Origin of the sequence: Streptomyces sp. BBFR102 (assembly GCF_051397025.1) — a bacterium.
Taxonomy (GTDB): Bacteria; Actinomycetota; Actinomycetes; order Streptomycetales; family Streptomycetaceae; genus Streptomyces.
Genome location: NZ_CP195757.1, coordinates 577,111 through 601,809 on the forward strand (window position 1 = coordinate 577,111; position 24,699 = coordinate 601,809).

A 24,699-nucleotide genomic window follows, 5' to 3' on the forward strand; every position below is an offset into this window, starting at 1 on the left:
ACCGACAACCGGTCCGGGGCGGCCCGCAAAGGCTCCCGGGCCGGTCAGCTGGTCCAGAAGTCCCACCAGCGGGTGAGGATCAGCATGCCGATGACGCCGACGTGCAGGACGGGCAGCACCCAGGCGAACTCGCCGGCCAGGGAGCGGACCGCGCGCGAAGCGGGCAGGAAGCCCTCGCGGACGTTGTGCACCGTGACGTACCAGAACATGACGATCGTGGCGACCCAGGCCAGGCAGCACCACAGGCAGAGCGAGTTGATGTTGTACAGCGACTGGTACTGGAGCCAGGTGCAGAAGCCGACGCCGAAGAGGGTCCCGGCATTGAAGGTCAGCCAGTACCAGCGGGGGAAGCGGGCCCCGGTCAGCAGGCTCACGCCGACGCCGATCACGACGGCGTAGGCGGCCAGGCCGAGCATCGGGTTGGGGAAGCCGAAGGCGGACGCCTGCTCGCTCTGCATGATGTTGCCGCAGGCCACGACGGGGTTGAGGCTGCATCCCGGGACGAAGTCCGGGTCCTCCAGCAGCTTGAACTTGTCGATGGTGATGACCCAGGCCGCGAGCAGTCCGGCCGCGCCGGTGATCACCAGCATCCAGGCGAAGGCGCGGCTCGTGCCGGCCCGCGCCGGGGTGGTGAGGGTGTCCTCGCGTCCGGGGGCGGCGCCGCCGGGTGCCGCTGTGGAGTGGGTCATCGCGTCGTTCCGCCAGTGTCGTCGTAGGTCTGCCGGTCTTCTCGGCCGCCAGTCTGCCGTCCGCCCTCCGCTCCGCCCAGGGGCCGGTAGGCCCGGCGGGGCGGGCGCCGGGGGCCCGCGCGGCTGCGGTCATTGTGCCCCAACGGCCCTGCGGGGCGCCGTCGGACGGACATAAGGAAGAACGCCCGAGCGGGCGGGAGGATGCGGCCCGGGCGGCGCGGGGCGCGAACGGCGCCGGGCCCGCGCGCCGGTGAAGGTGCGCGGGCCCGGCGGACGGTGCGGTCAGGCGAGGCGGGCGGCCACCTCGGCGACCACGGAGTCGAGGGGGACGGCGGTCTGCTCGCCGGACTCCATCTCCTTGAGCTGTACGACGCCCTCGGCGAGGTCCCGCTCCCCCGCGACCAGGGTGTAGCGGGCGCCGGAGCGGTTGGCGGCCTTCATCGCGGCCTTGAGGCCCTTGCCGCCGTAGGCGAAGTCGGCGGCGACGCCGTCCTGGCGCAGCCGGGTCACGATCCCGAACAGGGCTCGGCGGGCCTCCTCGCCGAGCGGCACGGCGAAGACGCTCGTCGGCGAGGGGAGGTCCAGCTCGACGCCCTCGGCGCGCAGCGCCAGCACGGTGCGGTCGACGCCGAGCGCCCAGCCGACCGAGGGCAGCGCGGGGCCTCCGATCATCTCGGAGAGCCCGTCGTAGCGGCCGCCACCGCCGACGGCCGACTGCGAGCCGAGGCCGTCGTGGACGAACTCGAAGGTGGTACGGGTGTAGTAGTCCAGGCCGCGCACCAGCCGCTCGTCGTCCTCGAAGACCACCCCGGCGGCGGTGATCAGGGCGCGCACCTCCTCGTGGTACGCCTTGCAGGCGTCGCAGAGGTAGTCGCGCAGGACGGGCGCGTCGGTGAGCTGCTTCTGGACGTCGGCCCGCTTGTCGTCGAGGACGCGCAGCGGGTTGATGTCGATCCGCCGGCGGGTCTCCTCGTCGAGGTCGAGGCCGCGCAGGAACTCCTGGAGGGCGGCGCGGTAGACCGGGCGGCACTCCTGGTCGCCGAGCGAGTTGAGCAGGATGCGGAACTCGCGCAGCCCCAGCGAGCGGTACGCCTGGTCGGCCAGGATGATCAGCTCGGCGTCGAGCGCGGGGTCCTCGGCGCCGATCGCCTCCGCGCCGACCTGCGAGAAGTGGCGGTAGCGGCCCTTCTGCGGGCGCTCGTAGCGGTAGTACGAGCCGGAGTACCAGAGCTTGACCGGGAGGTTGCCGGCCTTGTGGAGGCTGGCCTCCAGGGCGGCGCGCAGCACGGAGGCGGTGCCCTCGGGGCGCAGGGCGAGCTGGTCGCCGCCCTTGGTCTCGAAGGCGTACATCTCCTTGGTGACGATGTCGGTGGACTCGCCGACGCCGCGGGCGAAGAGGGCGACGTCCTCGAAGCCGGGGGTCTCGATGTAGCCGTAGCCGGAGTTGCGCAGCGGGGCCGAGATCGCCTCGCGGACCGCGAGGTAGGTCGCGGAGTCCGGGGGCAACAGGTCGTACGTGCCCTTGGGGGCCTTGAAGGTGCTCACGGTTCTCTCTTTTGTGTCTACAGACGTCGTCGGTCGCCCGCGGGCCCGCCGGGACCACCGGTGAGCCCCTGGGCGACCTGCCGCAGGTACGGGTTGGCGGCGCGTTCCCGGCCGATGGTGGTGTGCTCGTTGTGGCCGGGCAGGACGACGGTGGAGTCGTCCAGCGGCAGGCACACCCGGGCCAGTGAGGCGTACATGTCGTCGAGGTCGCCGCCGGGGAGGTCGGTCCGGCCGATGGAGCCGGCGAACAGCAGGTCGCCGGAGAGGAGCACCTGCGGCACGTCCCCCGCCTGCGGCAGCCTGAAGGTCACCGACCCCTTGGTATGCCCGGGCGCGTGGTCGACGGAGAACGACAGCCCGGCGAGGTCCACCTGGGTGCCGTCGGCCAGTTCGCGGACGTCGTCGGGCTCGCCGACGGTCAGCTCGCCCATGAGCGGCATGCCGATGGATCGGCCGATGCCCTTCTCCGGGTCGCTCATCATGTAGCGGTCCTCGGGGTGGACCCAGGCCGGCACGGAGTGCGCGCCGCAGACCGGGACGACCGAGGCGACGTGGTCGATGTGGCCGTGGGTGAGGAGCACCGCGACCGGCTTGAGCCGGTGCTTGGCCAGCACGTCCTCGACGCCCTGGGCGGCCTGGTGGCCGGGGTCCACGATCACGCACTCCTCGCCGGCGGCGGGCGCGATCACATAACAGTTGGTGCCCCAGGCGCCTGCGGGGAACCCGGCAATCAGCACGTTCGTCCTCACTGTCGTCGCTTCTGTCGTCCCACGGCGCGGACCGCGGAGAATCGCAGCAGGTCCGAAGCCTACCGGCGGTGCCGTTTCCACAGCCAACCCGTATACGGTACGGGGCACACCGAAGCGGTCGGCCCCTACGACGTGACGAGGAGACAACCCGGTGGTCAGCAGCGAGCAGCGGCGGCGCGAGGCCGCCCGCAAGAAGTACCTGCGCCAGCAGGAGCGGCGCGAGGCGGCCCGCCGCCGGACGCGGACGCGTACCGCGGTCATCGCCTCGGCCCTCGCCGTGGTGCTCGCGGGCGGTGCGGCCGTGTACGCGGTGGGCGGCATCGGCGGCGACGGCAAGGACCAGGCGGCGAAGGCCCAGGAGTCCGCGGAGCCGGCCAAGGCCGCGGACCCCTGCGAGAAGCCGGCGCCGGGCGAGGTGAAGAAGATGAGCTTCGAGAAGGAGCCGAAGCTCACCGTCGACACCGGCGCCGGCTACACCATGAACCTCGCCACCACCTGCGGGGACATCCCGCTGGAGCTGGACGCGAAGAACGCCCCGCACACGGTCAACTCCTTCAGCTTCCTCGCGGGCGAGGGCTACTTCGACCACACCCAGTGCCACCGGCTGACCAGCGCCGGCATCTACGTGCTCCAGTGCGGCGACCCGGAGGGCACCGGCGCGGGCGACCCGGGCTACACCATCCCGGACGAGAACCTGAAGTCGAAGAAGCTCAAGGGCGGCGTCTACCCGGCAGGCACGGTGGCGATGGCCAACCGCTACAACGCCCAGGACGGCAGCAACCGCGACTCCGGCGGCAGCCAGTTCTTCCTCGTCTACCAGGACAGCCAGCTGCCGCCCGACTACACGCCGTTCGGCACGATCGGCGAGGAGGGCATGAAGGTCCTCCAGAAGATCGCCGACGCGGGCGAGCAGACGGGGATGGGTGACGGCGCCCCCAACGCGACCGTCGTGATCGACAAGGCCACGGTGACGAAGTCCTGACCCCTCGCTGACCGGCCAGGGGCCGGAAGTTCGGTCGTGCGGGATGCGGACAGCCGCCCCGCCGGTCGCCTATGTTGGCCGTGACGAAATTGTGGACGATGCCGGGGCCCGCCGAGGGCCCGTCCGGGCATCATGTGGAGGAGGCGCTGTGAGCAGCGACCCGTGGGGCCGCGTCGACGAGACGGGGACCGTGTACGTGCGGACGGCGGACGGCGAACGAGTCGTCGGGTCGTGGCAGGCCGGATCGCCTGAGGAGGCCCTGGCCTACTTCGAGCGCAAGTACGAGGGCCTGGTCGTGGAGATCGGCCTGCTCGAACGCCGGGTACGCACCACCGACCTGGCAGCCAAGGACGCCGAGGCCGCCATCGCCACGCTGCGGGCGCAGGTGGACGAGGCGCACGCGGTGGGGGATCTGGAGGCGCTGTCGAAGCGGCTGGACCGCCTGGTGCAGGCCGTCGAGGAACGCCGCGAGGAGCGCAAGGCGCGCAAGGCGAAGCAGTCCGAGGAGGCCAAGGCCGCCAAGGAGAAGCTGGTCGCCGAGGCGGAGGAGCTGGCGGGGTCCGACCAGTGGCGGCCCGCCGGTGAGCGGCTGCGCGCGCTGGTGGACACCTGGAAGGGGCTGCCCCGGCTGGACCGGAAGACCGACGACGAGCTGTGGCACCGCTTCTCGCACGCCCGCTCGGCGTTCTCCAAGCGCCGCAAGGCGCACTTCGCGCAGTTGGACGCGCAGCGCGAGGACGTCCGCAAGGTCAAGGAGCGTCTGGCCGTCGAGGCGGAGTCACTGGCGAAGTCGACCGACTGGGGTCCCACGGCCGCCCGCTACCGCGATCTGATGACGCAGTGGAAGGCGGCCGGCCGCGCCCAGCGCGAGCACGAGGACGCCCTGTGGAGCCGCTTCCGTGGCGCGCAGGACGTGTTCTTCGCGGCCCGCAGCGAGGTCTTCGCCGAGCGCGACGCCGAACAGGCCGAGAACCTCACGATCAAGGAGGGGCTCGCGGAGGAGGCCGAGAAGCTGGTGCCGGTGACCGACCTGAAGACGGCCCGCGCCGCCTTCCGCGCGGTCAACGAGCGCTGGGAGGCGGTCGGCCACGTCCCGCGCGACGCCCGCCCGAAGGTCGAGGGCCGGATGCAGGCCGTCGAGCGGGCGATCCAGGAGGCCGAGGAGGCCGAGTGGCGCCGCACCAACCCGGAGGCGCGGGCGCGCGCGGCCGGGCTGACCGGGGTCCTCCAGGAAGCGGTCGACAAGCTCCAGGGCCAGATCGCGCGGGCCGAGGCGGCCGGCTCCTCGGCCAAGGCCGAGAAGCTCCGCCGTGAGCTGGAGGGCCGCCAGGCCCTGCTGGACCAGGCACGCAAGGGCCTGGAGGAGTTCAGCGGCTGACGGCCTGTCCGTACGTTCCGCGGAAGGGGCTCCACCGGTGCGGTGGGGCCCCTTCCGCGTACCGGCCGAGGGTCGCACGCCCGGCCGGCCCGTGCCCCGGCACGCCCGTGCCACCGGGCCGCCCCGTCGGCGATCCGTGGGGCAGGATGGGGCCATGCCGCACTCCCCCGACGCGCCCCTGGACCGCCTGGTCAAGGCGGTCACCTCACTGTCGTACGCGCTCGGCCGCAGCCGGGTCCACGAGGAGCTGACGGCTTCGGTGGGCGTGACCGTGGAGCGCCCCGAGGTCGCGCTGCTACGGGTGCTGTACGCCTCGCCGAAGCCGCTGCGGGTCACCGACCTGGCGGCCCGGCTGCTGGTCCGCTCCCCGCACGTGACCCGGCAGGTGGCGCGGCTCGAGGCGGCAGGGCTGGTGCGGCGGGTGCCGGACGCGCTGGACCACCGGGCGCATCTGCTCTCCACGACGGCCCACGGCCGTCAGGTGGTGGACCGGATCGACCAGGGGATGCGGGACAGCTTCCGGGCCGCCCTGGAGGGCATGACGGACCGGCGGCTGGCGGACGCGGCCGAGGTGATGGAGCGGCTGGCGGCGGACGCGGCGACCCGCTACGAGGAGCCCCACCCGGCCCCGCCGCCCGCGCACGGCGGGGGCTGACGGGCGGGGCGGAGCGGGTCAGGGCCGGCGGGCCGAGGTCACCCGGTACACGTCGTAGACGCCCTCCACGCCACGGACCGCCTTGAGGACGTGGCCGAGGTGCTTGGGGTCGCCCATCTCGAAGGTGAAGCGGGAGGTAGCGACCCGGTCGCGGGAGGTCTGGACGGCGGCCGACAGGATGTTGACATGCTGGTCGGAAAGGACTCGCGTGACGTCCGAGAGCAGCCGGGAGCGGTCCAGCGCCTCGACCTGGATGGCGACCAGGAAGACCGAGGACTGGGTCGGCGCCCACTCGACCTCCAGCATCCTTTCGGGCTGCTTGGACAGCTCGTCCACGTTGACGCAGTCGGCGCGGTGGACCGAGACGCCGTTGCCCCGGGTGACGAAACCGATGATCGGGTCACCGGGGACGGGGGTGCAGCAGCGGGCCAGCTTGACCCAGACGTCGTCCACGCCCTTGACGACGACCCCGGGGTCGGCGTTGGAGCGGCGCTTGCGGCGGCTGCGGGAGGGCGGCGCCGACTCGGCGATGTCCTCGCTGGCCGCCTCCTCGCCGCCGAGCGACTGCACCAGCTTCTGCACGATGCCCTGGGCGGCGACGTGGCCCTCGCCGATCGCCGCGTAGAGCGAGGAGATGTCGGTGTACCGCATCTCGTGGGCGAGGGTGACCAGGGAGTCGCCGGTCAGGATGCGCTGGATGGGGAGGTTCTGCTTGCGCATGGCGCGGACGATGGCGTCCTTGCCCTGCTCGATCGCCTCGTCGCGGCGCTCCTTGGAGAACCAGGCGCGGATCTTGTTGCGGGCCCGGGGGGACTTGACGAAGCCCAGCCAGTCCCGGGAGGGCCCGGCGCCGGACGCCTTGGAGGTGAAGACCTCCACCAGGTCGCCGTTGTCCAGGGTGGACTCCAGCGGGACCAGACGACCGTTGACGCGGGCGCCGATGGTGCGGTGGCCGACCTCGGTGTGGACGGCGTAGGCGAAGTCCACCGGGGTGGCGCCGGCCGGTAGCGCTATGACGTCGCCCTTGGGCGTGAAGACGAAGACCTCGTTGCGCGAGAGGTCGAAACGCAGGGACTCCAGGAACTCGCCCGGGTCCTCCGTCTCCTTCTGCCAGTCGAGGAGCTGGCGCAGCCACGCCATGTCGTTGACGGCGTCTTCCTTGCCGGTCTTGCGGGGCACGTCGGTGCGCACCTTGGAGGCGCCGGCGACCGCCTCCTGCTTGTACTTCCAGTGGGCGGCGATGCCGTACTCGGCGCGCCGGTGCATGTCGAAGGTGCGGATCTGGAGCTCTACGGGCTTGCCGCCGGGTCCGATGACCGTCGTGTGCAGCGACTGGTACATGTTGAACTTCGGCATCGCGATGTAGTCCTTGAACCGTCCGGGCACCGGGTTCCACCGGGCGTGGACGGTGCCGAGCGCCGCGTAGCAGTCGCGGACGGTGTCGACGAGGACGCGGATGCCGACCAGGTCGTAGATCTCCGCGAAGTCCCGGCCGCGGACGATCATCTTCTGGTACACGCTGTAGTAGTGCTTGGGGCGGCCGGTGACGGTCGCCTTGATGCGGGCGGCCCTCAGGTCCGCCTGGACCTCGTCGGTGACGATGGCGAGGTACTCGTCCCGCTTGGGCGCCCGCTCGGCGACCAGCCGCACGATCTCGTCGTACATCTTGGGATAGAGGATCGCGAAGGCGAGGTCCTCCAGTTCCCACTTGATGGTGTTCATACCCAGCCGGTGGGCGAGCGGGGCGTAGATCTCAAGCGTCTCGCGGGCCTTCTTCTCCTGCTTCTCCCGCTTCAGGTAGCGCATCGTGCGCATGTTGTGCAGCCGGTCGGCGAGCTTGATGACCAGGACGCGCGGGTCCTTGGCCATGGCGACGACCATCTTGCGGACCGTCTCGGCCTGCGCGGCCTCGCCGAACTTCACCTTGTCGAGCTTGGTGACGCCGTCGACCAGCAGCGCCACCTGGTCGCCGAAGTCACGTCGCAGCGCGTCGAGCCCGTACTCGGTGTCCTCAACCGTGTCGTGCAGCAACCCCGCCATCAGCGTCGCCGGGTCCATGCCCAGCTCGGCGAGGATGGTGGTGACCGCGAGCGGATGGGTGATGTAAGGGTCGCCGCTCTTGCGCTTCTGCCCCCGGTGCCACCGCTCGGCGACCTGGTACGCCTTCTCGATCTGCCGCAGCGTGGCGGTCTCGATCTTCGGGTCGTTGCTCCGCACGATCCGCAGCAGCGGTTCGAGGACCGGGTTGTACGGGTGGGAACGCTGGACACCGAGCCGGGCCAGACGGGCGCGTACGCGGTTGGAGGAACCGGAGCGGGCGTGCTGCTGGCCCGCGGGGCGGCCCGTCGGCGTGGGGGCCGGGGGCTGCGCGGGGGCCGGGTCCGGCTTCGGGCTCTCGGGTCCGGACGCGCCGGGGGGAGCCGCGGGGCCCTGGGCGTGCTGGCCCTGGGCGGCGGCTTCGGGGTCCCCCGGACGGGGTCCGGAGGAGAGTGGCTGGGCCTCGTCAGGCAAGAGCGCTCCTCGGGCAGGGCTCCGGATCACGATCACGGTCCGGACTGCCATGGTAGCGAGATCGGACCACCGGCTCCGCTCCGGAGCGGACGGCGGCGGACGGTACGGAGTGCGAACGGAGGCCGTGCGCCCCTGCGCGCACCGGTGTGGCGGGCCCGCACATGGCGAAGGCCCCGGCAGTGCTCTGCCGGGGCCTTCGGCCTCAGTGGCGGCTCAGACCGTGAGCAGGGACTCCAGCGGAGCCCCGCCCAGCTCCCGGGTGAGCTTGGCCCGCCCGTCGAGGAAGGCGAGCTCCATCAGCACGGCCACCCCCGCGACCTGGGCGCCGGCCCGGCGGACCAGTTCCAGGGAGGCGGCGGCGGTGCCGCCGGTGGCCAGGACGTCGTCGATGACCATGACGCGGTCCTCGGCGGTGAGGTCCTCGGCGTGCACCTCGATCTCGGCGGTGCCGTACTCCAGCTCGTACGCCTGGCGCAGGGTGGCTCCGGGGAGCTTGCCGGCCTTGCGGACGGGGATGAAGCCGAGACCGGCGCGGATGGCGACCGGGGCGGCCAGGATGAAGCCGCGGGCCTCCAGACCGACGATGCGGGTCGCGCCGTTGCGCAGGGCGATCTCCGCGAGCGCCTCGGTGAGGGCCGTGAAGGCGGCCGGATCGGCGAGCAGCGGGGTGATGTCCTTGAAGACGACGCCGGGCTTCGGGTAATCCGGCACATCCCGGATACGGCTGAGCAGAAGCTCCTGGATGTCGGTCATCTGCGCTTTCCAGAGGGTCGGCCGCGGCCTCGGCCGCGGGAGGTGGGCTGGGTGCGGCGCGGGCCCACCAGGGAACCCGCCTCGGCGCCGTCGCCCTCGTCACCGAGGTCGACGCCGGCCGCACCGGCTGCGGTGGCCCCGGCCGGCTGCGGTTCGCCGTCGCCGCCCTGGGCACGCTTGGCGAGGATACGCCTCTTGAGGGCCTTCATCTGCGGCTCGGTCTCCTTGAGGTCGGCGACGAGCGGCGTGGCGATGAAGATCGACGAGTACGCACCGGCCGCGAGACCGACGAAGAGCGACAGCGAGATGTCGTTGAGCATGCCCGCGCCGAGGAAGCCGCCACCGATGAAGAGCAGGGCGCCGACCGGCATCAGCGCGACCGCGGTGGTGTTGATGGAGCGCACCAGAGTGGCGTTGATGGAGCGGTTGGCGATCTCGCTGTAGGTGTAGCGGGTCTGCTTGGTGGCGCCCTTCGAGCTCTCCTTGAGGCTGTCGAAGACCACCACCGTGTCGTACAGCGAGTAGCCGAGAATGGTCAGCAGACCGATCACCGTGCCGACCGTGACCTCGAAGCCGACGAGGGCGTAGACACCCACCGTGATGGTGATGTCGTGGACCAGCGCGACCAGGGCGGCGACGGCCATCCGCCATTCGAAGGCGATGGCCAGGTAGATCACGACCAGGATCATGAAGATCCCGAGTCCGGTCCACGCCTTGTTGGCGATCTGGGAGCCCCAGCTGGGGCCGACCAGGTCGGCGTTGATGTCGTCGGCGACGACGTCCAGCTCGCGGGAGAGCGTCTCCTTGATCTGGTCGGACTTCTCCGTGTCGACGTTGCTGATCTGGATGCGCAGGCCGCCGCTGCCGAGCTCCTGGACGAGGGCGTCGTGTCCGGCCGCCTTCTCCGCGATGGTCTCCGCCTGCGGTGCGGAGACGCTCGTCTTCGGGGTGGTGAAGACCGCGCCGCCCTGGAACTCGATGCCCATGCTGAGCCCGCGCACCGCGAGGCCGGCGATGGCCGTGATGGTGATCAGGATCGAGACCGCGTACCAGAACTTGCGCTTGCCGACGAAGTCGTAGCCGACCTCGCCGCGGTAGAGCTTGGCGCCGAGACTTCCGAGTCGGGACATCTCACGCCTCCTTCGGGTCGGCAGGGACGGTACGGCGGGCGCGGCGCAGCGGCGGCTTGACGCCGAGCCGCTTCGGGTCGAGGCCGGACCAGGGGTGTCCGCTCGCGAAGAACTTCTTGCGCGCCAGGATGGTCAGGAGCGGCCTGGTGAAGAAGAACACCACGACCACGTCGAGCAGGGTGGTCAGACCCAGCGTGAACGCGAAGCCCTGCACCTTGCCGACGGTGACCACGAAGAGCACGGCCGCGGAGAGGAACGACACGAAGTCGGAGACGAGGATGGTGCGCCGGGCCCGGGGCCAGCCGCGTGCCACGGCGGGCTGCAGCGAGCGCCCCTCACGGATCTCGTCGCGGACCCGTTCGAAGAAGACGATGAACGAGTCGGCGGTGATGCCGATGGCGACGATGGCACCGCAGACGGCCGGCAGGTTGAGCGCGAAGCCGATGGCCGGGCCGAGCAGCACCATGATCGTGTACGTCAGCGCCGCCGACATCAGGAGGCTGATGATGGCGATCAGCGACAGGCCCCGGTAGTAGACCACCAGGTAGATGATGACCAGGACCAGGCCGATGGCGCCGGCGATGAGTCCGGCCTCCAACTGCTCACCGCCGAGGGCGGCGGTCACCGAGGTGACGGACTCCTCGACGAAGGAGAGCGGAAGGGCGCCGTAGGAGAGCATGTTGGCCAGTTCCTGGGCGGACTCCTGGGTGAAGGAGCCGGAGATCTGGGCCTTGCCGTCGGTCAGGGGCTGCTGGACGTAGGGGGCGGAGACCACGTCGCCGTCGAGGACGATGGCGAACTGGTTCTGCGGGGAAGGCTTGGCCGAGATGTCCGTGGTGACGTCGGCGAACTGCTTCTTTCCCTTGCTGGTGAAGTCCATGTTCACCATCCAGCCCGCCGTGCCCTGCTGGTCGATGGTGGCCTGGGCCCCCTCGATCTCGGTACCTGCCACGGCGGACGGGCCGAGGATGTACTTCTCCCACTGGCCCGCCGCGTTCCGGCCGCAGGCGACGATCGGCTCGCTGGGCTTGGCGCCCTCCGTCGCGGCCGTGCGCTCCTCGGTGTCGGTGCAGGTCAGCGCCTCGAACTTCTTGAGCAGCGCGTCGCTGGGCTCCGTTTCGGAGGCGGAGGGCGCGGGCGTCGGGTCCGCCTTGCCGTCGGCCGAAGCGGACGGGGAGGGCGTGGCGTCGGCCTTCAGGGCGCCGGAGGCGGCGCGGCCCTGCGTGGTCGGCGCGGCCTCGGGCTCACCGGACTTGCCGTCGGTGGCCTTGTCCCCGCCTTCGGTCGCCTTGTCGCCGTCGCCCTGCTCGGCCTCGTCGGGCGAACCGCTCGGCGAAGGGGTCGGGGAGCCCTGGGGGGCGGGCTCGCCGGAGGCGAGCTGGAGCACGGGGCGGAAGAAGAGCTGAGCGGTGGTGCCGACCTGCTCACGGGCCTGTTTCTCGTTCGTCCCCTTGGGGATGTTCACGATGATGTGGTCGGTGCCCTGGGTCTGGACCTCGGCCTCGGAGACACCGAGGCCGTTGACGCGGCGCTCGATGATACCGACGGCCGTGTTCATGTTGGTCTGGTTGACCGCACTTTCCTGACCCGGTTCGCTGCGGGCCTGGAGCGTGATGCTCGTACCGCCCGCGAGGTCGATACCGAGGCGTGGGGTCGAATGCCCGGAGAGGAACATGCCTCCCGTGAGCGCCACCAACGCGATAAGGATCAGAGCCAGGGCACGGCCCGGTCGGCCTTGGCCGGGCTGCTTTCGACCCTTCTTAGGTGATGCCACCTTGTCGTCTCTCCCTGTCCAACCGCCCGGCGTGGCTGAGCGCGGCGGGCGGCTCTGAAGTTGTGTGGAGGACCGACGCGAAGCGGACACACCCCAGGGACCGGACGACGCGTGCCGTGGGCCGGTCCCCGGGTGTGACTACTTCGTGTCGGACTCGCCGTCGGTCTTCTTCGGCGTCGCGTCGGCGGCGTCCTGATCGACGTCATCGGCCTTCTTGCCGAGGTCGATGCGGGCGACGTCGCCGTCTTCCTCGTCCTTGGTCAGGGAGGAGGCGTCGTCGGGAACCACCGGGGCGTCGCCCTCGTCACCCTCGACCCCGTGGATGATGCGGTTGTACTCCTCGTCGTCGAGGACGGCGCCGACGGCGTTCTTCGCGTAGATCGCGTGCACGCCGGGGGCCACCTCAAGGAGGACGGACTCGTCGTGGACCTCCTTGACGGTGGCGTACATGCCGCCGATCGTCCGGATGCCGCTGCCGGGCGTCATCGCGTTCCGCATGTTGACGGCCTGCTGCTGCTTCTTCTTCGCCGAGCGCGTCATCAGGAACATGGCGCCGATGAGCACGACGAAGGGGAGGAGGGTCACGATGTCCACGGGGGAATGTCCTTCGCACGACCGCGCGGTGCCGCGGCCTATCGATGGGGGTGGGCGGCCGCCCGCAAGGGACGGCATCGGCGGAGTCTAAGCGAGTCCGCACGGATGGAACAACGCTCAGCATGGCACCCCAGTTCCGGGTGGGGCGATCTTCCCGCGCCGTCAGCCCGCGAAGAGGCCGCCTTGCCCCGGTCCGCCCGGAACCTGCCGCGGCGGCGTCAGCCCGAGGTGCGCCCAGGCCGCGGGGGTGGCGACCCGGCCGCGGGGGGTACGGGCGAGCAGCCCCTCCCGGACGAGGAAGGGTTCGGCCACCTCCTCGACGGTCTCGCGCTCCTCCCCCACCGCGACGGAGAGGGTCGAGAGCCCGACCGGCCCTCCGCCGAACAGCTTCAGCAGCGCCTCCAGCACCGAGCGGTCGAGCCGGTCCAGGCCGCGGGCGTCGACCTCGTAGACCGCGAGGGCCGCCGAGGCGATCTCCCGGTCGACGGCGCCGTCCGCCTTGACCTGGGCGTAGTCGCGGACCCGGCGCAGCAGGCGGTTGGCGATGCGCGGGGTGCCGCGGGAGCGGCCGGCGATCTCGGCGGCGCCCTCGGTGTCGATCTCGACGTCGAGGAGGCGGGCGGAGCGGTGGACGACGCGCTCCAGTTCGCCCGGGCCGTAGAACTCCATGTGGCCGGTGAAGCCGAACCGGTCGCGCAGCGGCGGGGGTAGCAGCCCGGCCCGGGTGGTGGCGCCGACCAGGGTGAACGGGGGGAGTTCCAGCGGGATGGCGGTGGCTCCGGGGCCCTTGCCGACGATGACGTCGACCCGGAAGTCCTCCATGGCCATGTACAGCATCTCCTCGGCGGGCCGGGACATGCGGTGGATCTCGTCGAGGAAGAGGACCTCGCCCTCCTGGAGCGAGGAGAGGATCGCGGCCAGGTCTCCGGCGTGCTGGATGGCGGGACCGGAGGTGATCCGGATGGGGGCTTCCATCTCGGCGGCGATGATCATCGAGAGCGTCGTCTTACCGAGGCCGGGGGCACCGGAGAGCAGGACGTGGTCGGCGGTGGCGCCACGGGCGCGGGCGGCCTTGAGGACCAGGTCGAGCTGGGCGCGGACCTTCTCCTGCCCGATGAACTCGCCGAGTTCCTTGGGCCGCAGGGCGGCCTCGACGGCGGTGTCCTCGCCGTCGGCGACGGAGCCCACCAGCCGGTGGCCGTCTTCGTCGGCGCCGTGGGCGGCGGGCTCGGTCTCGTACGGGTTCACTGCTCTCGCCTCGGATCTTCCTGGGGTCCTGGCCGGTCGGGTGCGGGGCGGCCCGGTGGCCGCCCGGGGTCAGCGGGCGCGGTTGAGGCTCTGCAGGGCGGCGCGCAGGAGCTGGGGTACGGCGGGCCGCGCGCCCTCGGCGAGGGCGGCCTCGGCCTGCGGGGTGACGGCCGCGACGGCGTCGTCCGCCTCGCGCGGGGCGTAGCCGAGGCCGACCAGGGCGGTGTGCAGCTGCTCGGACCAGGGGGCCGGGCCGCTCGCGGCGGCGGGGCGGGCGGCCTGGGTGGCGCCGCGCGGGGCGCCGAGCCGGTCCTTGAGTTCGAGGAGGAGTTTCTGGGCGCCCTTCTTGCCGATGCCGGGGACGGCGGTGAGCGCCTTCTCGTCGCCGGTGGCCACCGCGCGCCGCAGGGCGTCCGGCTGGTGGACGGCGAGCATCGCCTGGGCGAGGCGGGGGCCGACGCCGCTGGCGGTCTGCAGGAGTTCGAAGGTCTGCCGCTCGTCGTCCTCGGCGAAGCCGTAGAGCGTCAGGGAGTCCTCGCGGACGACCAGGCTGGTGGCGAGACGGGCCTGCTCGCCGATCCGCAGGCCCGAGAGGGTCTCCGGGGTGCACTGGACGGACATGCCGATGCCGCCCACCTCCACCACCGCGCTGTCCGGGGCGAGGGCGGCGACGGTGCCGCTGACTGAGGCGATCATGCGGGGCGGCCTTTCTGGGGGCGCCGCCCGGGAGCGGTACGGCGCGGGGCGGGGGCGGCGCGGTGGGCGGCGACGGCCTGCTGGAGGCGGTTCTGCGCGGGGGCGCGCCAGATGTGGCAGATGGCGAGGGCGAGGGCGTCGGCGGCGTCGGCGGGCTTCGGGGGCGCGTCGAGCCGCAGCAGGCGGGCCACCATGGCGCCGACCTGGTCCTTCTCGGCGCGGCCCGACCCGGTGACGGCGGCCTTGACCTCGCTGGGGGTGTGCAGGGCGACGGGCAGGCCGCGGCGGGCGGCGCAGAGCATGGCGACGGCGCTGGCCTGGGCGGTGCCCATCACGGTGCGGACGTTGTGCTGGCTGAACACCCGCTCGACGGCGACCCGTTCGGGCCGGTGCTCGTCCAGCCAGGCTTCGATGCCGGCTTCCACGGCGACCAGCCGGTCGGGGGTCTCGGCCTCGGCGGGGGTGCGGATCACGCCGACGCCGACCATCGTCAGGGGGCGGCCTGCGGCGCCGTCGACGACGCCGATGCCGCACCGGGTCAGCCCCGGGTCCACGCCCAGTACCCGCATCGTCCCTCCCCTTCCGTCCGCCGTGTCCGGCGCGGGCGGCCACCGGCCGGTCTTCGACCTGGTGTTCGCGCACGCACCGGCAGGCTATCGGCAGCCGCCGACAATCCCCGAACCCCGGTGCCGGTGTGCCGCGGGGCGGGCGCGGAAGCCCGCACGGCCCGGGTCCCCTCCGGTGCGGAGAGGACCCGGGCCGTGCGGTGACCGCTGGTGGATCAGGCGTCGACGGAGGCCATGACCTCGTCGGAGACGTCGAAGTTGGCGAAGACGTTCTGCACGTCGTCGCTGTCCTCCAGCGCGTCGATCAGCTTGAAGATCTTGCGCGCGCCCTCCTCGTCCAGCTCGACCTGCATGGTCGGGACGAAGTTGGCGTCGGCCGAGTCGTAGTCGATCCCGGCCTCCTGGAGGGCGGTGCGGACCGCGACCAGGTCGGTGGCCTCGCTGAGCACCTCGAAGGACTCACCGAGGTCGTTGACCTCCTCGGCGCCCTCTTCCAGGACGGCGGTGAGGACGTCGTCCTCGGTCAGCTCGCCCTTGGGGACGATGACGACGCCCTTGCGGTTGAAGAGGTAGGAGACCGAACCGGGGTCGGCCATGGAGCCGCCGTTGCGGGTCATGGCCACGCGCACGTCGGAGGCGGCGCGGTTGCGGTTGTCGGTGAGGCACTCGATGAGCACCGCGACGCCGTTGGGGCCGTAACCCTCGTACATGATCGTCTCGTAGTCGGCGCCACCGGCTTCGAGGCCGGCGCCGCGCTTGACGGCCGAGTCGATGTTCTTGTTGGGCACCGACTGCTTCTTGGCCTTCTGGATGGCGTCGAAGAGGGTCGGGTTGCCTTCCACGTCGGCGCCGCCCATCCGGGCCGCGACCTCGATGTTCTTGATCAGCTTCGCGAAGAGTTTGCCGCGCTTGGCGTCGATCACGGCCTTCTTGTGCTTCGTCGTAGCCCATTTAGAGTGGCCGGACATCTGCCTGTCTCCTTCGCGTCACCACATGTACTGAACGAACCCGAGTGATCCTACCGGGACACCGGGGCACCCTGCCCCTGCTGTACAGGGTGGCGAGGGTACGGCAGGGGCGGGGCGGCCGGTACGCCGGGGTCAGGCGGCGGTGCGGACCAGTTCGGTGAAATGGCCGTGCAGCCGGTGGTCGCCGGTCAGTTCGGGGTGGAACGAGGTCGCCAGCGCGTTGCCCTGGCGGACCGCCACGGGGCGGCCGCCGTAGGTGGCGAGCACCTCGGTGGCGGGGCCGGTGGACTCCACCCACGGGGCGCGGATGAAGACCCCGTCGACGGGCGGGCCCGCGACGCCGGTGACCTGGACGGACGCCTCGAACGAGTCGTTCTGCCGTCCGAAGGCGTTGCGGCGCACGATCATGTCGATCCCGCCGAAGGTCTCCTGGCCCGCGCACGGGTCGAGGATCTCGTCGGCGAGCAGGATCATTCCGGCGCAGGTGCCGTAGACCGGCAGGCCCTCGGCGATCCGGGTCCGCAGCGGCCCGGTGAGGCCGCAGAGGGCGGCCAGCTTCGAGATGGCCGTCGACTCGCCGCCGGGCAGGACCAGTCCGTCGAGGCGGGCCAGTTCCCCGGGCCGCCGCACCGTGGTGGCCCGGGCGCCGGAGGCGGTGAGCGCCTTCAGGTGCTCGGGGACGTCACCCTGGAGGGCGAGGACGCCGACCAGAGGGGTGGCGGCCATCGGTCACCAGCCGCGGTTGGCGTAGCGCTCCGCCTCGGGGAGCGTGTCGCAGTCGATGCCGACCATGGCCTCGCCGAGGTCGCGGGAGGCGTCCGCGACGGCCTTCGGGTCGTCGAAGAACGTGGTGGCGCGGACGATGGCGGCGGCGCGCCCGGCCGGGTCGCCGGACTTGAAGATGCCGGAGCCGACGAAGACGCCCTCGGCGCCGAGCTGGCGCATCAGCGCGGCGTCGGCCGGGGTGGCGACACCGCCGGCGGAGAAGAGCACGACGGGCAGGCGGCCGAGGGCGGCGGTCTCGGCGACCAGCTCGTAGGGGGCGCGCAGTTCCTTGGCGGCGGCGTACAGCTCGTGCTGGTCGCAGGCGGCCAGGCGGCCGATCTCGGCCTTGATCCGGCGGAGGTGACGGACCGCCTCGACGACGTTCCCGGTGCCCGCCTCGCCCTTGGAACGGATCATCGCGGCACCCTCGGCGACGCGGCGCAGGGCCTCCCCGAGGTTGGTGGCGCCGCAGACGAAGGGGGTGGTGAAGGACCACTTGTCGGAGTGGTTGGCCTCGTCGGCGGGGGTGAGGACCTCGGACTCGTCGATGTAGTCGACGCCGAGCGACTGGAGGACCTGGGCCTCCACGAAGTGGCCGATGCGGGACTTGGCCATCACCGGGATCGAGACGGCCGCGATGATGGACTCGATCATGTCCGGGTCGGACATCCGGGCCACGCCGCCGTCCTTGCGGATGTCGGCGGGGACCCGCTCCAGCGCCATGACGGCGACCGCGCCGGCGTCCTCGGCGATCCTCGCCTGCTCGGGCGTGACCACGTCCATGATCACGCCGCCCTTGAGCTGCTCGGCCATGCCGCGCTTGACGCGGGCGGTGCCGGTGGCGGGGGCGGCGGGAGTGGCGGGGGGCGTGCTGGACACGGGCTACCTCACGAGGGACGAGTCGAATTGCTGCGCCGTGAAGCCAACTCCCGGGGGGCACTTCGGGACAAGGGCCAATGAACAGGCGGTGGATCGTTCTGGCCCGGGCCCGCCCCCGTGCCCCGGCTCAGCGGTCGGCCAGCGCCGCCGGAGGTTCGTCGTCCATCTCGAAGGCGAGCGGGAACGGCGCGTGCCCGGCCAGCCGCAGCCAGCGCACCGTACGGTGGCGGCGCAGCGCGCGGGCGGCGCGGACGGCGTCGTTGTGGAAGCGCCGGGCCATCGGCACCCGGCGTACGGCGGCGGCCAGTTCCTCGGCGGCCTCGGTGCCGCCGGGCGCCCCGCGGACCGCGTCGACCTGGGAGGAGTCGCCGAAGACGGCGCGCAGGGCCTGGCTCAGCTCGCTCTCGGCCACCTCGCGGGCCTCCTCGTCGGCCTGCCGGGCGGCGTGCGCGGCCTCGTAGAGCACGATGGAGGCGGCGGGGTCGAGCACCCCGGCGGTGGCGAGTTCCTGGGCTACCGAGGCGCGGCGCAGGAGTTGGGCGTCGAGGGCGGCGCGGGCGGCGTCGATCCGGGCGTGCAGCCGGTCGAGGCGGCCGGCGGTCCAGCTCAGGTAGACACCGATGGCGAACAGCGCCACCGCGATCCAGATCAGTGTGGAGGTCACGGGCGGCAAGGCTACGCGGCCGGAGGCGGACGGGGTGGCGCACCCGGGCGGGAGCCCTCAGGGTGGCCCCCCGCCGCACCGCCGTCGAGGCCCGGTCAGTCGCGGGCGAAGCCCAGGCGGGCGCGGAGGCCCACGCGTTCGTCGGTGGCGACCGAGGCGGCGCCGTCGGTGACGGTCTCGTAGACGGCGAGGATGTCGGCGCCGACGGTGGACCAGTCGAAGCGCTTGACGTGCCGTGCGCCGTGCTCGCTCAGCCGTTCGCGGCGCCCGGGGTCGCCGAGCAGCCGGATCGCCCCGGCGGCCAGCGCGTCGGCGTCCTCGTTGGTGAACATCTCGCCGGCCGTGCCGTGGTCGAGGACCTGCGCGAAGGCGTCCAGGTCGCTGGCGAGGACCGGGGCGCCCGCGGACATCGCCTCGACCAGGATGATGCCGAAGCTCTCGCCGCCGGTGTTGGGCGCCACGTACACGTCGACGCTGCGCAGCAGGCGCGCCTTGTCCTCGTCGCTGACCATGCCGAGGAACTCGACCCTCGCCCGCAGCTCCGCGGGGAGCCCGGCGACGGCCTCCTCCTCGTCGCCCCGTCCGGCGACCAGCAGCCGGGCCTCGGGGTGGGCGGCGAGGACGGCGGGCAGGGCCTTCATGAGGACGGGCAGGCCCTTGCGGGGCTCGTCGATGCGGCCGATGAAGCCGAGGGTGGAACCCTGCCACTCGGGCCGGGGCTCCGCCCGGGCGAAGAAGCCGACGTCGACGCCGTTGGGGATGACCACCGCGTCCCCGCCCAGGTGCTCCACCAGCGTGCGCCGGGCGTACTCGCTGACCGCGACGCGCGCGCTGATCTTCTCCAGCGCGGGCTGGAGGATCGGGTACGCGGCGATCATCGCCCGCGAGCGCGGGTTGGAGGTGTGGAAGGTGGCCACGATCGGCCCGGAGGCGGCCCAGCAGCTCAGCAGCCCCAGCGAGGGCGAGGCGGGCTCGTGGATGTGGATGACGTCGAAGGTGCCGTCGTGGAGCCAGCGGCGGACCCGGGCGGCGGAGAGGAAGCCGAAGTTCAGGCGGGCCACGGAGCCGTTGTACGGCACGGGGACCGCGCGTCCGGCGGAGACCACGTACGGCGGCAGCGGCGTCTCGTCGTCGGCCGGGGCGAGGACGGAGACCTCGTGGCCGAGGCGGATCAGGTGCTCGGCCAGGTCCCGGATGTGGAACTGGACGCCGCCGGGGACGTCCCAGGCGTACGGACAGACGATGCCGATCCTCAAGGCTGCTCCCGTGGTTCCAGGTCGTCCAGCCAGAGGCGCTGGAGCATGTGCCAGTCCTCCGGGTGGCCGGCGATGCCCTCGGCGAAGGCATCCGCGAGGGCTTGTGTCATGAGGGACGTCTTCCCGGTCCGTTCACCTGTCTCCGGCACCTCGACGGGCGGGTGGACACGGCCCTTCATGACGGGGGTCCCGTCGAACCACAGGGTCACGGGGAGCAGCAGGGCGCCGGTCTGCTGGGCGAGTATCGCGGGCCCGGCGGGCATCCGGGCGGTGTCGCCGAAGAACTTCACCTCGACGCCGGAGGCGGACAGGTCGCGGTCGGCGACGAGGCAGACCAGGCCGCCGGCGCGCAGCCGGCGGGCGAGGGTGCCGAAGGCGGAGCCGCCGGTGTGCGGCAGCACCTCCATGCCCAGCCCTTCGCGGTAGGCGACGAACCGGTCGTAGAGGGTCTCGGGCTTGAGCCGTTCGGCGACGGTGGTGAAGGGCACCCCGAGGTTGCGGGTGACCCAGGCGCCGGCCAGGTCCCAGTTGCCGAGGTGGGGCAGGGCCAGGACCACGCCCTTCCCGCCGGCGAGGCCGTCGGTCAGGTGGTGCAGGCCGTCCGGCTCGAACCCGTTCCTGATCCGCTCCTCGCTCCAGGCGGGCAGCCGGAAGGACTCCATCCAGTACCGCAGGTACGAGCGCATCCCGGCCCGGGACAGCTCGGCGAGCCGCTCGGGGCCGGCGTCCGGGACCACCCGGGCGAGGTTGGCCTCCAGCCTGAGGACGCCCTTGCCGCGCCGCTTCCAGGCCGCGTCGGCGATGCTCCGTCCGAGGCGGACGGCGACCGGCTCGGGCAGCCTCTTGACGGTGCTCCAGCCGAGGCCGTAGAGCCCGTCGGAGAGCCGCTCGTTCACGAGGCGGCTCCCTGCCCCGCCGGGCCGTCCGCCTCGATCGCCTCGCGGCGGACCGTGACGACCCGCTGGATCAGGGTGACCAGGCTGCCGACGGCGACCACCCACAGGGCGATCGGCAGCAGCACCTGGATGCCGGGGACGCCGAAGGCGTGCAGTCCCGCGAGGCCCGCCGCGACCAGCGAGACGACCAGCCGCTCGGCGCGCTCCACCAGGCCGTTGACCGCGACCGGCAGGCCGATGGCCTCGCCGCGGGCCTTGGTGTACGAGACGACCTGTCCGGCGGCGAGGCAGAAGAGCGCCACCGCGCACAGGGTGTTGTCGTCGCCGCTGCCCGCGTACCAGAGGGCGAAGCCGCCGAAGATCGCGCCGTCGGCGACCCGGTCGAGGGTCGAGTCCAGGAACGCGCCCCAGCGGCTGGAGATCCCGGCCTGGCGGGCCATGTTGCCGTCGACCAGGTCGGAGAAGACGAAGAGGGTGATGACGATGGTGCCCCAGAAGAACTCCCCGCGAGGGAAGAAGACCAGCGCACCCACCACCACTCCGGCCGTCCCGATGAGGGTGACGGCGTCGGGGCTGACCCCGCGGCGGAGCAGAAACGCGGCGAACGGTGTGAGGACGCGCGTGAAGAACGCTCGCGCGTACTTGTTCAGCATGGCCTTCCCGAGGGTCGGTGGGGGCCGGTGTCCGGGCCGGGCATCGGCTGGCCCATCGTAGTCACGCACAGGCCGACCCGCCCTCGGGGCACCCGGGCCGACGCGCCCCGCCCACCCGCGCGGACGGCGTCCGGGCGGGTGCGCTCCCCCTCGACCTTCCCTGTCCCCTGCCGCGCGCCCCCGCGCCCCGATACCCTGACTGCGGATCAGCAGGAAGGCCGGGCACGGCAGTCGGGTCCGGATGGTGACGACACGACGACAGCGCTCCGGCAGCGCGGCGATGGGGGCGGCATGGCGGACGACTTCTTCGATTTCAGCCCCGGGGCGCAGATCCCCGTCACCGGGGGCGCGGGCGGCACGGCCGCCACCCATGCCCTGGCTTCGGTGGCGTACCGCGACGACCCGCTGGACAAGATCACCGAGGCCGACGGCGACTGGCACAAGACGGCGGTGAAGCCCGGCAAGCTGAAGATCTTCGCGCCGCTGCTCGGTGAGGCGTTCTCGCAGGCCGTCGTGGTGCGGATGCTGGGCGCCGGGCGGAAGCCGCTGATCCAGGCGTTCGGCATGGAGCCGCAGGTGGTGGTCGAGCACTGCCTGGCGGCGAGCCGGCTGCGCAAGCAGCGCGACCAGCGGCTGACGCTGATCGCGCTGGTGTGCGGGGTGCTGTTCCTGCCCGGCGCGGCCCTGTGGGTGCTCGCCTTCCAGCTGCGGACGATGTCGGGCAAGTGGGTGGCCAAGAGCGCCGACCTGCTCGGCACGCTGCTGATGGTGGTGGGCGCCGTCGCCTCGGTGGTGCTGCTGATCGGACTGCCGACCGAGGGCCTCCTGCCGTGGTACATCCGTGGCTGCGTCGTCGGGCCGGTGCTCGGCTGGTTCCTGGCCAAACTGCTCGCCGAACGGACCGCGCGGGACCTGCGGGCCCACTGGTCCAGCCTGCTGGCGGGCGGCGGTTCCGGCGCGAAGATCCCCGAGGCCGTTCCGGCCAACCCGGACGACGCCGCCGCCGAGCAGCTGCGGGTCAGCCTCGCCAAGCTCGCCGCGGAGCAGCAGAGCAACTCGGTCTTCTACGCGGGCCCCAAGGGCATCCTCGGCATGGGCACCCGGTGGGGCAGCTGGCAGCTGGCCGAGGACCTGGAGCCGGCGGAGGCCGGCAAGGAGATCAACCCGTTCCGCTCCTGGGACGTGATCCGGGCCATCCACGACCAGCTCCAGATGCTGGAGCGCGGCCCGCTGCACACCGGTGGCTTCCCCAAGCCTTCGGTGAAGCACTGGATCGTCTCCCCGGTCGGGGAGAACGCGGGCGGCGTCTCTCGCCCCGAGGGCGAGACGGTCGAGGCGTACCAGGTCAAGCCGCACGAGATCCAGCGGATCTGCAACGAGCAGCAGTTCAGCAACGGCAACCGGCACTACCTCGGCGTGCAGTTCGTGCTGTGGGACGGCCAGCTGGTGCTGACCATGCTGATCACGGTCACGGTGCTCCACCACACGCTGCGCATCGAGGTCACCGGCCACGCGCTGGGACCGGTGCACGGGCTGTTCAGCGGCGGTCCCGCGGCGCGCGAGCGGACCACGGCGAAGCCGATCAAGTTCTGGGAGACCAAGACCCACAAGCTGCCGCTGGTCGACGCGACCGAAGTGGTGCGGCTGCTGGTCCGCGCCCCGCTGACCCCGTACCCGCCGGTCCTCGACTTCCTCGGCGGGAAGCTGGCACTGCCGGAGCCGTTCGGTCTGCGGCACGTGTGGGCGGGGAGGCCGTGGGCCAACCGCTTCATGGCCGACGACGCGCTGCGCACGGCGGCGCCGGTGCTGCGGGTGGTGCACAAGGCGGCGCTGCGGGTCCTGGAGGAGAACGGCGTGGACACCAGCCGCTTCGCGGGCCGCGCGGCGGGCCTGAGCGGCGCCGTCCAGGACGCGGCACCGAAGAAGGCCGACCTGTACGACGCCTGAGCGGGCCCGGGCCGGGCGGCCGCCCGGAGGCGCTGCCCGGCCGGGGGCCTCAGCCCGCGTCGGTGTCGGTCAGCTCCGCGCCGTCGTCCTCGGGCCAGGCGGCGGCGAGCATGGCCCGGGTGTCGGCGAGGAGCTGCGGCAGCACCTTGGTGTCGCCGATGACCGGCATGAAGTTGGTGTCCCCGCCCCACCGGGGCACGATGTGCTGGTGGAGGTGGGCGGCGATGCCCGCGCCGGCGGCCGCCCCCTGGTTGAGCCCGATGTTGAAGCCGTGCGCGCCGGAGGCGGAGCGCAGCGCCGTCATCGCCTGCTTGGTCAGCTCGGCGACCTCCGCGGTCTCCGCCGCGTCCAGCTCCGTGTAGTCGGCGACGTGCCGGTAGGGCACCACCAGCAGGTGGCCGCCGTTGTACGGGTAGAGGTTGAGCACCGCGTACGCGTGCGACCCGCGCCGGACGATGAGCCCGGCCTCGTCGGATTTGGCCGGGACCACACAGAACGGACAGCCGTCCTCGGCACCGGGCCCGGTCGGCTTGTTCTCCCCTTGGATGTACGCCATCCGGTGGGGCGTCCACAGGCGCTGGAACGCGTCGGGCGTCCCCACTCCGAACTGCTGCTCCGGCTCAGTCGTCATGCCTCGCAGCATATGACCTCCGCCGCCGGGAGCGTGTCGCCGGGGCGGTGGCCTGGACCGGGCCGCGATGCTGGGGCCCATGCGCACCCGCCCGCCCCGGCCCGCCGCCGACCAGCGGCGCCTGCACCGCTGGGAGAACCGCACGGAGCTGCCGCTCGCCACCGCCTCCCTGGTGTTCCTCGGCGCCTACGCCCTGCATGTGCTGGGAACCGGGCTGCCGCCCGGGGTCCATGACCTGTGCGTCGCCCTGCTGCTGGGCTGCTGGCTGCTCTTCGCCGCGGACTACGCGGTGCGCTGGCGGCTCAGCGGGGAGGGACCGCGGTTCTGGGTGTGCCACGGCCTGGACACGGCGGTCCTGCTGCTGCCGCTGCTGCGCCCCCTGCGGGTGGTCCCCCTCTACGAGGCGGTCCGCCGCAGGCGTCGGCGCCCCCGCCTGAACCTGTACGCCCGGGTGATGAGCTACGCGGGCCTCTCGGCGCTGCTGCTCGGCTTCGCGGGGGCGCTCGCCGTCTACGCGGCGGAACGCTCGGCGGAGGACTCCACGATCCGCACCTTCGGCGACGCCGTGTGGTGTGTCTGCGCCACCCTGGCCACCGTCGGGTACGGCGACGCGGTGCCGGTCACCTTCCTCGGCCGGACGGTGATGGTGGTGCTGATGGCCGGCGGCCTCGCGCTGCTGGGCGCGGTGACCGGCTCGTTCGCCTCCTGGCTGCTCCAGGTCTTCGCCGAGGAGGACGAGAACACGGGGCGGCCCCCGGCGAGCTGAGCTC

24 protein-coding genes are annotated in these 24,699 nt (G+C 72.4%); 5 read left to right on the top strand and 19 right to left on the bottom strand.

Annotated features, from left to right (window positions below; all coding sequences use genetic code 11):
- Positions 1–44 precede the first annotated feature (44 nt).
- The 3 genes from ACSLIC_RS02615 to ACSLIC_RS02625 form a co-directional block, all read right to left on the bottom strand.
- The gene (locus tag ACSLIC_RS02615) at positions 45–689 is read right to left on the bottom strand and encodes a vitamin K epoxide reductase family protein (RefSeq protein WP_436736047.1); all 645 of its coding nucleotides are present in this window, start codon (positions 687–689) and stop codon (positions 45–47) included.
- A 282-nt stretch (positions 690–971) separates the two neighbouring features.
- A complete protein-coding gene (gene hisS / locus ACSLIC_RS02620) occupies positions 972–2,234 on the bottom strand; it encodes a histidine--tRNA ligase (protein ID WP_030695450.1) in 1,263 nt (420 codons plus the stop codon).
- Positions 2,235–2,251: 17 nt separating this feature from the next.
- Positions 2,252–2,971: an MBL fold metallo-hydrolase gene (locus tag ACSLIC_RS02625; RefSeq protein WP_436736048.1), complete on the bottom strand. Its 720-nt coding sequence runs from the start codon at positions 2,969–2,971 to the stop codon at positions 2,252–2,254.
- A gap of 163 nt (positions 2,972–3,134) precedes the next feature.
- Between ACSLIC_RS02625 and ACSLIC_RS02630 the strand changes: the two genes are divergently transcribed.
- The 3 genes from ACSLIC_RS02630 (at position 3,135) to ACSLIC_RS02640 (ending at position 5,998) form a co-directional block, all read left to right on the top strand.
- Positions 3,135–3,965 carry a peptidylprolyl isomerase gene (locus ACSLIC_RS02630; protein WP_436736049.1) on the top strand — a complete coding sequence of 277 codons (831 nt, stop codon included), beginning with the start codon at positions 3,135–3,137 and terminating at the stop codon, positions 3,963–3,965.
- 148 nt (positions 3,966–4,113) lie between these two features.
- On the top strand, positions 4,114–5,343 hold the full coding sequence (locus tag ACSLIC_RS02635; RefSeq protein ID WP_436736050.1) for a DUF349 domain-containing protein: 1,230 nt from the start codon (positions 4,114–4,116) through the stop codon (positions 5,341–5,343).
- Between the two features lie 154 nt (positions 5,344–5,497).
- Positions 5,498–5,998: a MarR family winged helix-turn-helix transcriptional regulator gene (locus tag ACSLIC_RS02640; RefSeq protein ID WP_436736051.1), complete on the top strand. Its 501-nt coding sequence runs from the start codon at positions 5,498–5,500 to the stop codon at positions 5,996–5,998.
- Positions 5,999–6,016: 18 nt separating this feature from the next.
- On the opposite strand, the gene ACSLIC_RS02645 is transcribed toward ACSLIC_RS02640, so the two are convergent.
- From ACSLIC_RS02645 to pgsA, 15 genes are all read right to left on the bottom strand, one after another.
- Entirely contained in the window at positions 6,017–8,509 is a 2,493-nt protein-coding gene (locus tag ACSLIC_RS02645; RefSeq protein WP_436736052.1) for a RelA/SpoT family protein, read from the bottom strand.
- Between the two features lie 213 nt (positions 8,510–8,722).
- A complete protein-coding gene (locus tag ACSLIC_RS02650) occupies positions 8,723–9,262 on the bottom strand; it encodes an adenine phosphoribosyltransferase (protein ID WP_436736053.1) in 540 nt (179 codons plus the stop codon).
- Positions 9,259–10,392, bottom strand: coding sequence for a protein translocase subunit SecF (gene secF, locus ACSLIC_RS02655; RefSeq protein WP_436736054.1), 1,134 nt, complete (start codon positions 10,390–10,392; stop codon positions 9,259–9,261). Before secF ends, ACSLIC_RS02650 begins: the two co-directional genes overlap by 4 nt.
- Position 10,393: 1 nt before the next feature.
- Entirely contained in the window at positions 10,394–12,166 is a 1,773-nt protein-coding gene (gene secD, locus ACSLIC_RS02660) for a protein translocase subunit SecD (RefSeq protein WP_436736055.1), read from the bottom strand.
- 138 nt (positions 12,167–12,304) lie between these two features.
- Positions 12,305–12,760: a preprotein translocase subunit YajC gene (gene yajC / locus ACSLIC_RS02665; protein WP_436736056.1), complete on the bottom strand. Its 456-nt coding sequence runs from the start codon at positions 12,758–12,760 to the stop codon at positions 12,305–12,307.
- Between the two features lie 162 nt (positions 12,761–12,922).
- The gene (gene ruvB / locus ACSLIC_RS02670; RefSeq protein ID WP_436736057.1) at positions 12,923–14,008 is read right to left on the bottom strand and encodes a Holliday junction branch migration DNA helicase RuvB; all 1,086 of its coding nucleotides are present in this window, start codon (positions 14,006–14,008) and stop codon (positions 12,923–12,925) included.
- Positions 14,009–14,077: 69 nt separating this feature from the next.
- Complete coding sequence (gene ruvA / locus ACSLIC_RS02675; protein ID WP_436736058.1) at positions 14,078–14,704, bottom strand: Holliday junction branch migration protein RuvA; 627 nt, start codon at positions 14,702–14,704, stop codon at positions 14,078–14,080.
- On the bottom strand, positions 14,701–15,273 hold the full coding sequence (ruvC, locus tag ACSLIC_RS02680; RefSeq protein ID WP_436736059.1) for a crossover junction endodeoxyribonuclease RuvC: 573 nt from the start codon (positions 15,271–15,273) through the stop codon (positions 14,701–14,703). Before ruvC ends, ruvA begins: the two co-directional genes overlap by 4 nt.
- A gap of 212 nt (positions 15,274–15,485) precedes the next feature.
- Positions 15,486–16,238 carry a YebC/PmpR family DNA-binding transcriptional regulator gene (locus tag ACSLIC_RS02685; protein WP_436736060.1) on the bottom strand — a complete coding sequence of 251 codons (753 nt, stop codon included), beginning with the start codon at positions 16,236–16,238 and terminating at the stop codon, positions 15,486–15,488.
- A gap of 132 nt (positions 16,239–16,370) precedes the next feature.
- Entirely contained in the window at positions 16,371–16,964 is a 594-nt protein-coding gene (gene pdxT, locus ACSLIC_RS02690) for a pyridoxal 5'-phosphate synthase glutaminase subunit PdxT (protein WP_436736061.1), read from the bottom strand.
- A gap of 3 nt (positions 16,965–16,967) precedes the next feature.
- On the bottom strand, positions 16,968–17,882 hold the full coding sequence (pdxS, locus tag ACSLIC_RS02695; RefSeq protein ID WP_436736062.1) for a pyridoxal 5'-phosphate synthase lyase subunit PdxS: 915 nt from the start codon (positions 17,880–17,882) through the stop codon (positions 16,968–16,970).
- Between the two features lie 127 nt (positions 17,883–18,009).
- Positions 18,010–18,546 (bottom strand): hypothetical protein, encoded by a 537-nt coding sequence (locus ACSLIC_RS02700; protein ID WP_436736063.1) that lies wholly within the window; start codon positions 18,544–18,546, stop codon positions 18,010–18,012.
- A gap of 95 nt (positions 18,547–18,641) precedes the next feature.
- A complete protein-coding gene (locus ACSLIC_RS02705) occupies positions 18,642–19,802 on the bottom strand; it encodes a glycosyltransferase family 4 protein (RefSeq protein WP_436736064.1) in 1,161 nt (386 codons plus the stop codon).
- Positions 19,799–20,698: a phosphatidylinositol mannoside acyltransferase gene (locus ACSLIC_RS02710; RefSeq protein WP_436736065.1), complete on the bottom strand. Its 900-nt coding sequence runs from the start codon at positions 20,696–20,698 to the stop codon at positions 19,799–19,801. Before ACSLIC_RS02710 ends, ACSLIC_RS02705 begins: the two co-directional genes overlap by 4 nt.
- Positions 20,695–21,351 (bottom strand): phosphatidylinositol phosphate synthase, encoded by a 657-nt coding sequence (pgsA, locus tag ACSLIC_RS02715; protein ID WP_436736066.1) that lies wholly within the window; start codon positions 21,349–21,351, stop codon positions 20,695–20,697. Before pgsA ends, ACSLIC_RS02710 begins: the two co-directional genes overlap by 4 nt.
- A 291-nt stretch (positions 21,352–21,642) precedes the next feature.
- On the opposite strand from pgsA, the gene ACSLIC_RS02720 reads away from it, so the two are divergent.
- Positions 21,643–23,298, top strand: coding sequence for a hypothetical protein (locus ACSLIC_RS02720; protein WP_436736067.1), 1,656 nt, complete (start codon positions 21,643–21,645; stop codon positions 23,296–23,298).
- Between the two features lie 49 nt (positions 23,299–23,347).
- On the opposite strand, the gene ACSLIC_RS02725 is transcribed toward ACSLIC_RS02720, so the two are convergent.
- Positions 23,348–23,941 (bottom strand): HIT family protein, encoded by a 594-nt coding sequence (locus ACSLIC_RS02725; protein ID WP_436736068.1) that lies wholly within the window; start codon positions 23,939–23,941, stop codon positions 23,348–23,350.
- Positions 23,942–24,008: 67 nt separating this feature from the next.
- Between ACSLIC_RS02725 and ACSLIC_RS02730 the strand changes: the two genes are divergently transcribed.
- A complete protein-coding gene (locus tag ACSLIC_RS02730; RefSeq protein WP_436736069.1) occupies positions 24,009–24,695 on the top strand; it encodes a potassium channel family protein in 687 nt (228 codons plus the stop codon).
- Positions 24,696–24,699: the final 4 nt, after the last annotated feature.

Excerpts from the sequence above, each read along its gene's own strand:
- ACSLIC_RS02615 (WP_436736047.1), bottom strand. The coding sequence starts at position 689 with ATGACCCACTCCACAGCGGCACCCGGCGGCGCCGCCCCCGGACGCGAG.
- ACSLIC_RS02640 (WP_436736051.1), top strand. The coding sequence starts at position 5,498 with ATGCCGCACTCCCCCGACGCGCCCCTGGACCGCCTGGTCAAGGCGGTC.
- ACSLIC_RS02650 (WP_436736053.1), bottom strand. The coding sequence starts at position 9,262 with ATGACCGACATCCAGGAGCTTCTGCTCAGCCGTATCCGGGATGTGCCG.
- secF (WP_436736054.1), bottom strand. The coding sequence starts at position 10,392 with ATGTCCCGACTCGGAAGTCTCGGCGCCAAGCTCTACCGCGGCGAGGTC.
- ruvA (WP_436736058.1), bottom strand. The coding sequence starts at position 14,704 with ATGATCGCCTCAGTCAGCGGCACCGTCGCCGCCCTCGCCCCGGACAGC.
- ruvC (WP_436736059.1), bottom strand. The coding sequence starts at position 15,273 with ATGCGGGTACTGGGCGTGGACCCGGGGCTGACCCGGTGCGGCATCGGC.
- ACSLIC_RS02685 (WP_436736060.1), bottom strand. The coding sequence starts at position 16,238 with ATGTCCGGCCACTCTAAATGGGCTACGACGAAGCACAAGAAGGCCGTG.
- pdxT (WP_436736061.1), bottom strand. The coding sequence starts at position 16,964 with ATGGCCGCCACCCCTCTGGTCGGCGTCCTCGCCCTCCAGGGTGACGTC.
- pgsA (WP_436736066.1), bottom strand. The coding sequence starts at position 21,351 with ATGCTGAACAAGTACGCGCGAGCGTTCTTCACGCGCGTCCTCACACCG.
- ACSLIC_RS02720 (WP_436736067.1), top strand. The coding sequence starts at position 21,643 with ATGGCGGACGACTTCTTCGATTTCAGCCCCGGGGCGCAGATCCCCGTC.
- ACSLIC_RS02725 (WP_436736068.1), bottom strand. The coding sequence starts at position 23,941 with ATGCTGCGAGGCATGACGACTGAGCCGGAGCAGCAGTTCGGAGTGGGG.
- ACSLIC_RS02730 (WP_436736069.1), top strand. The coding sequence starts at position 24,009 with ATGCGCACCCGCCCGCCCCGGCCCGCCGCCGACCAGCGGCGCCTGCAC.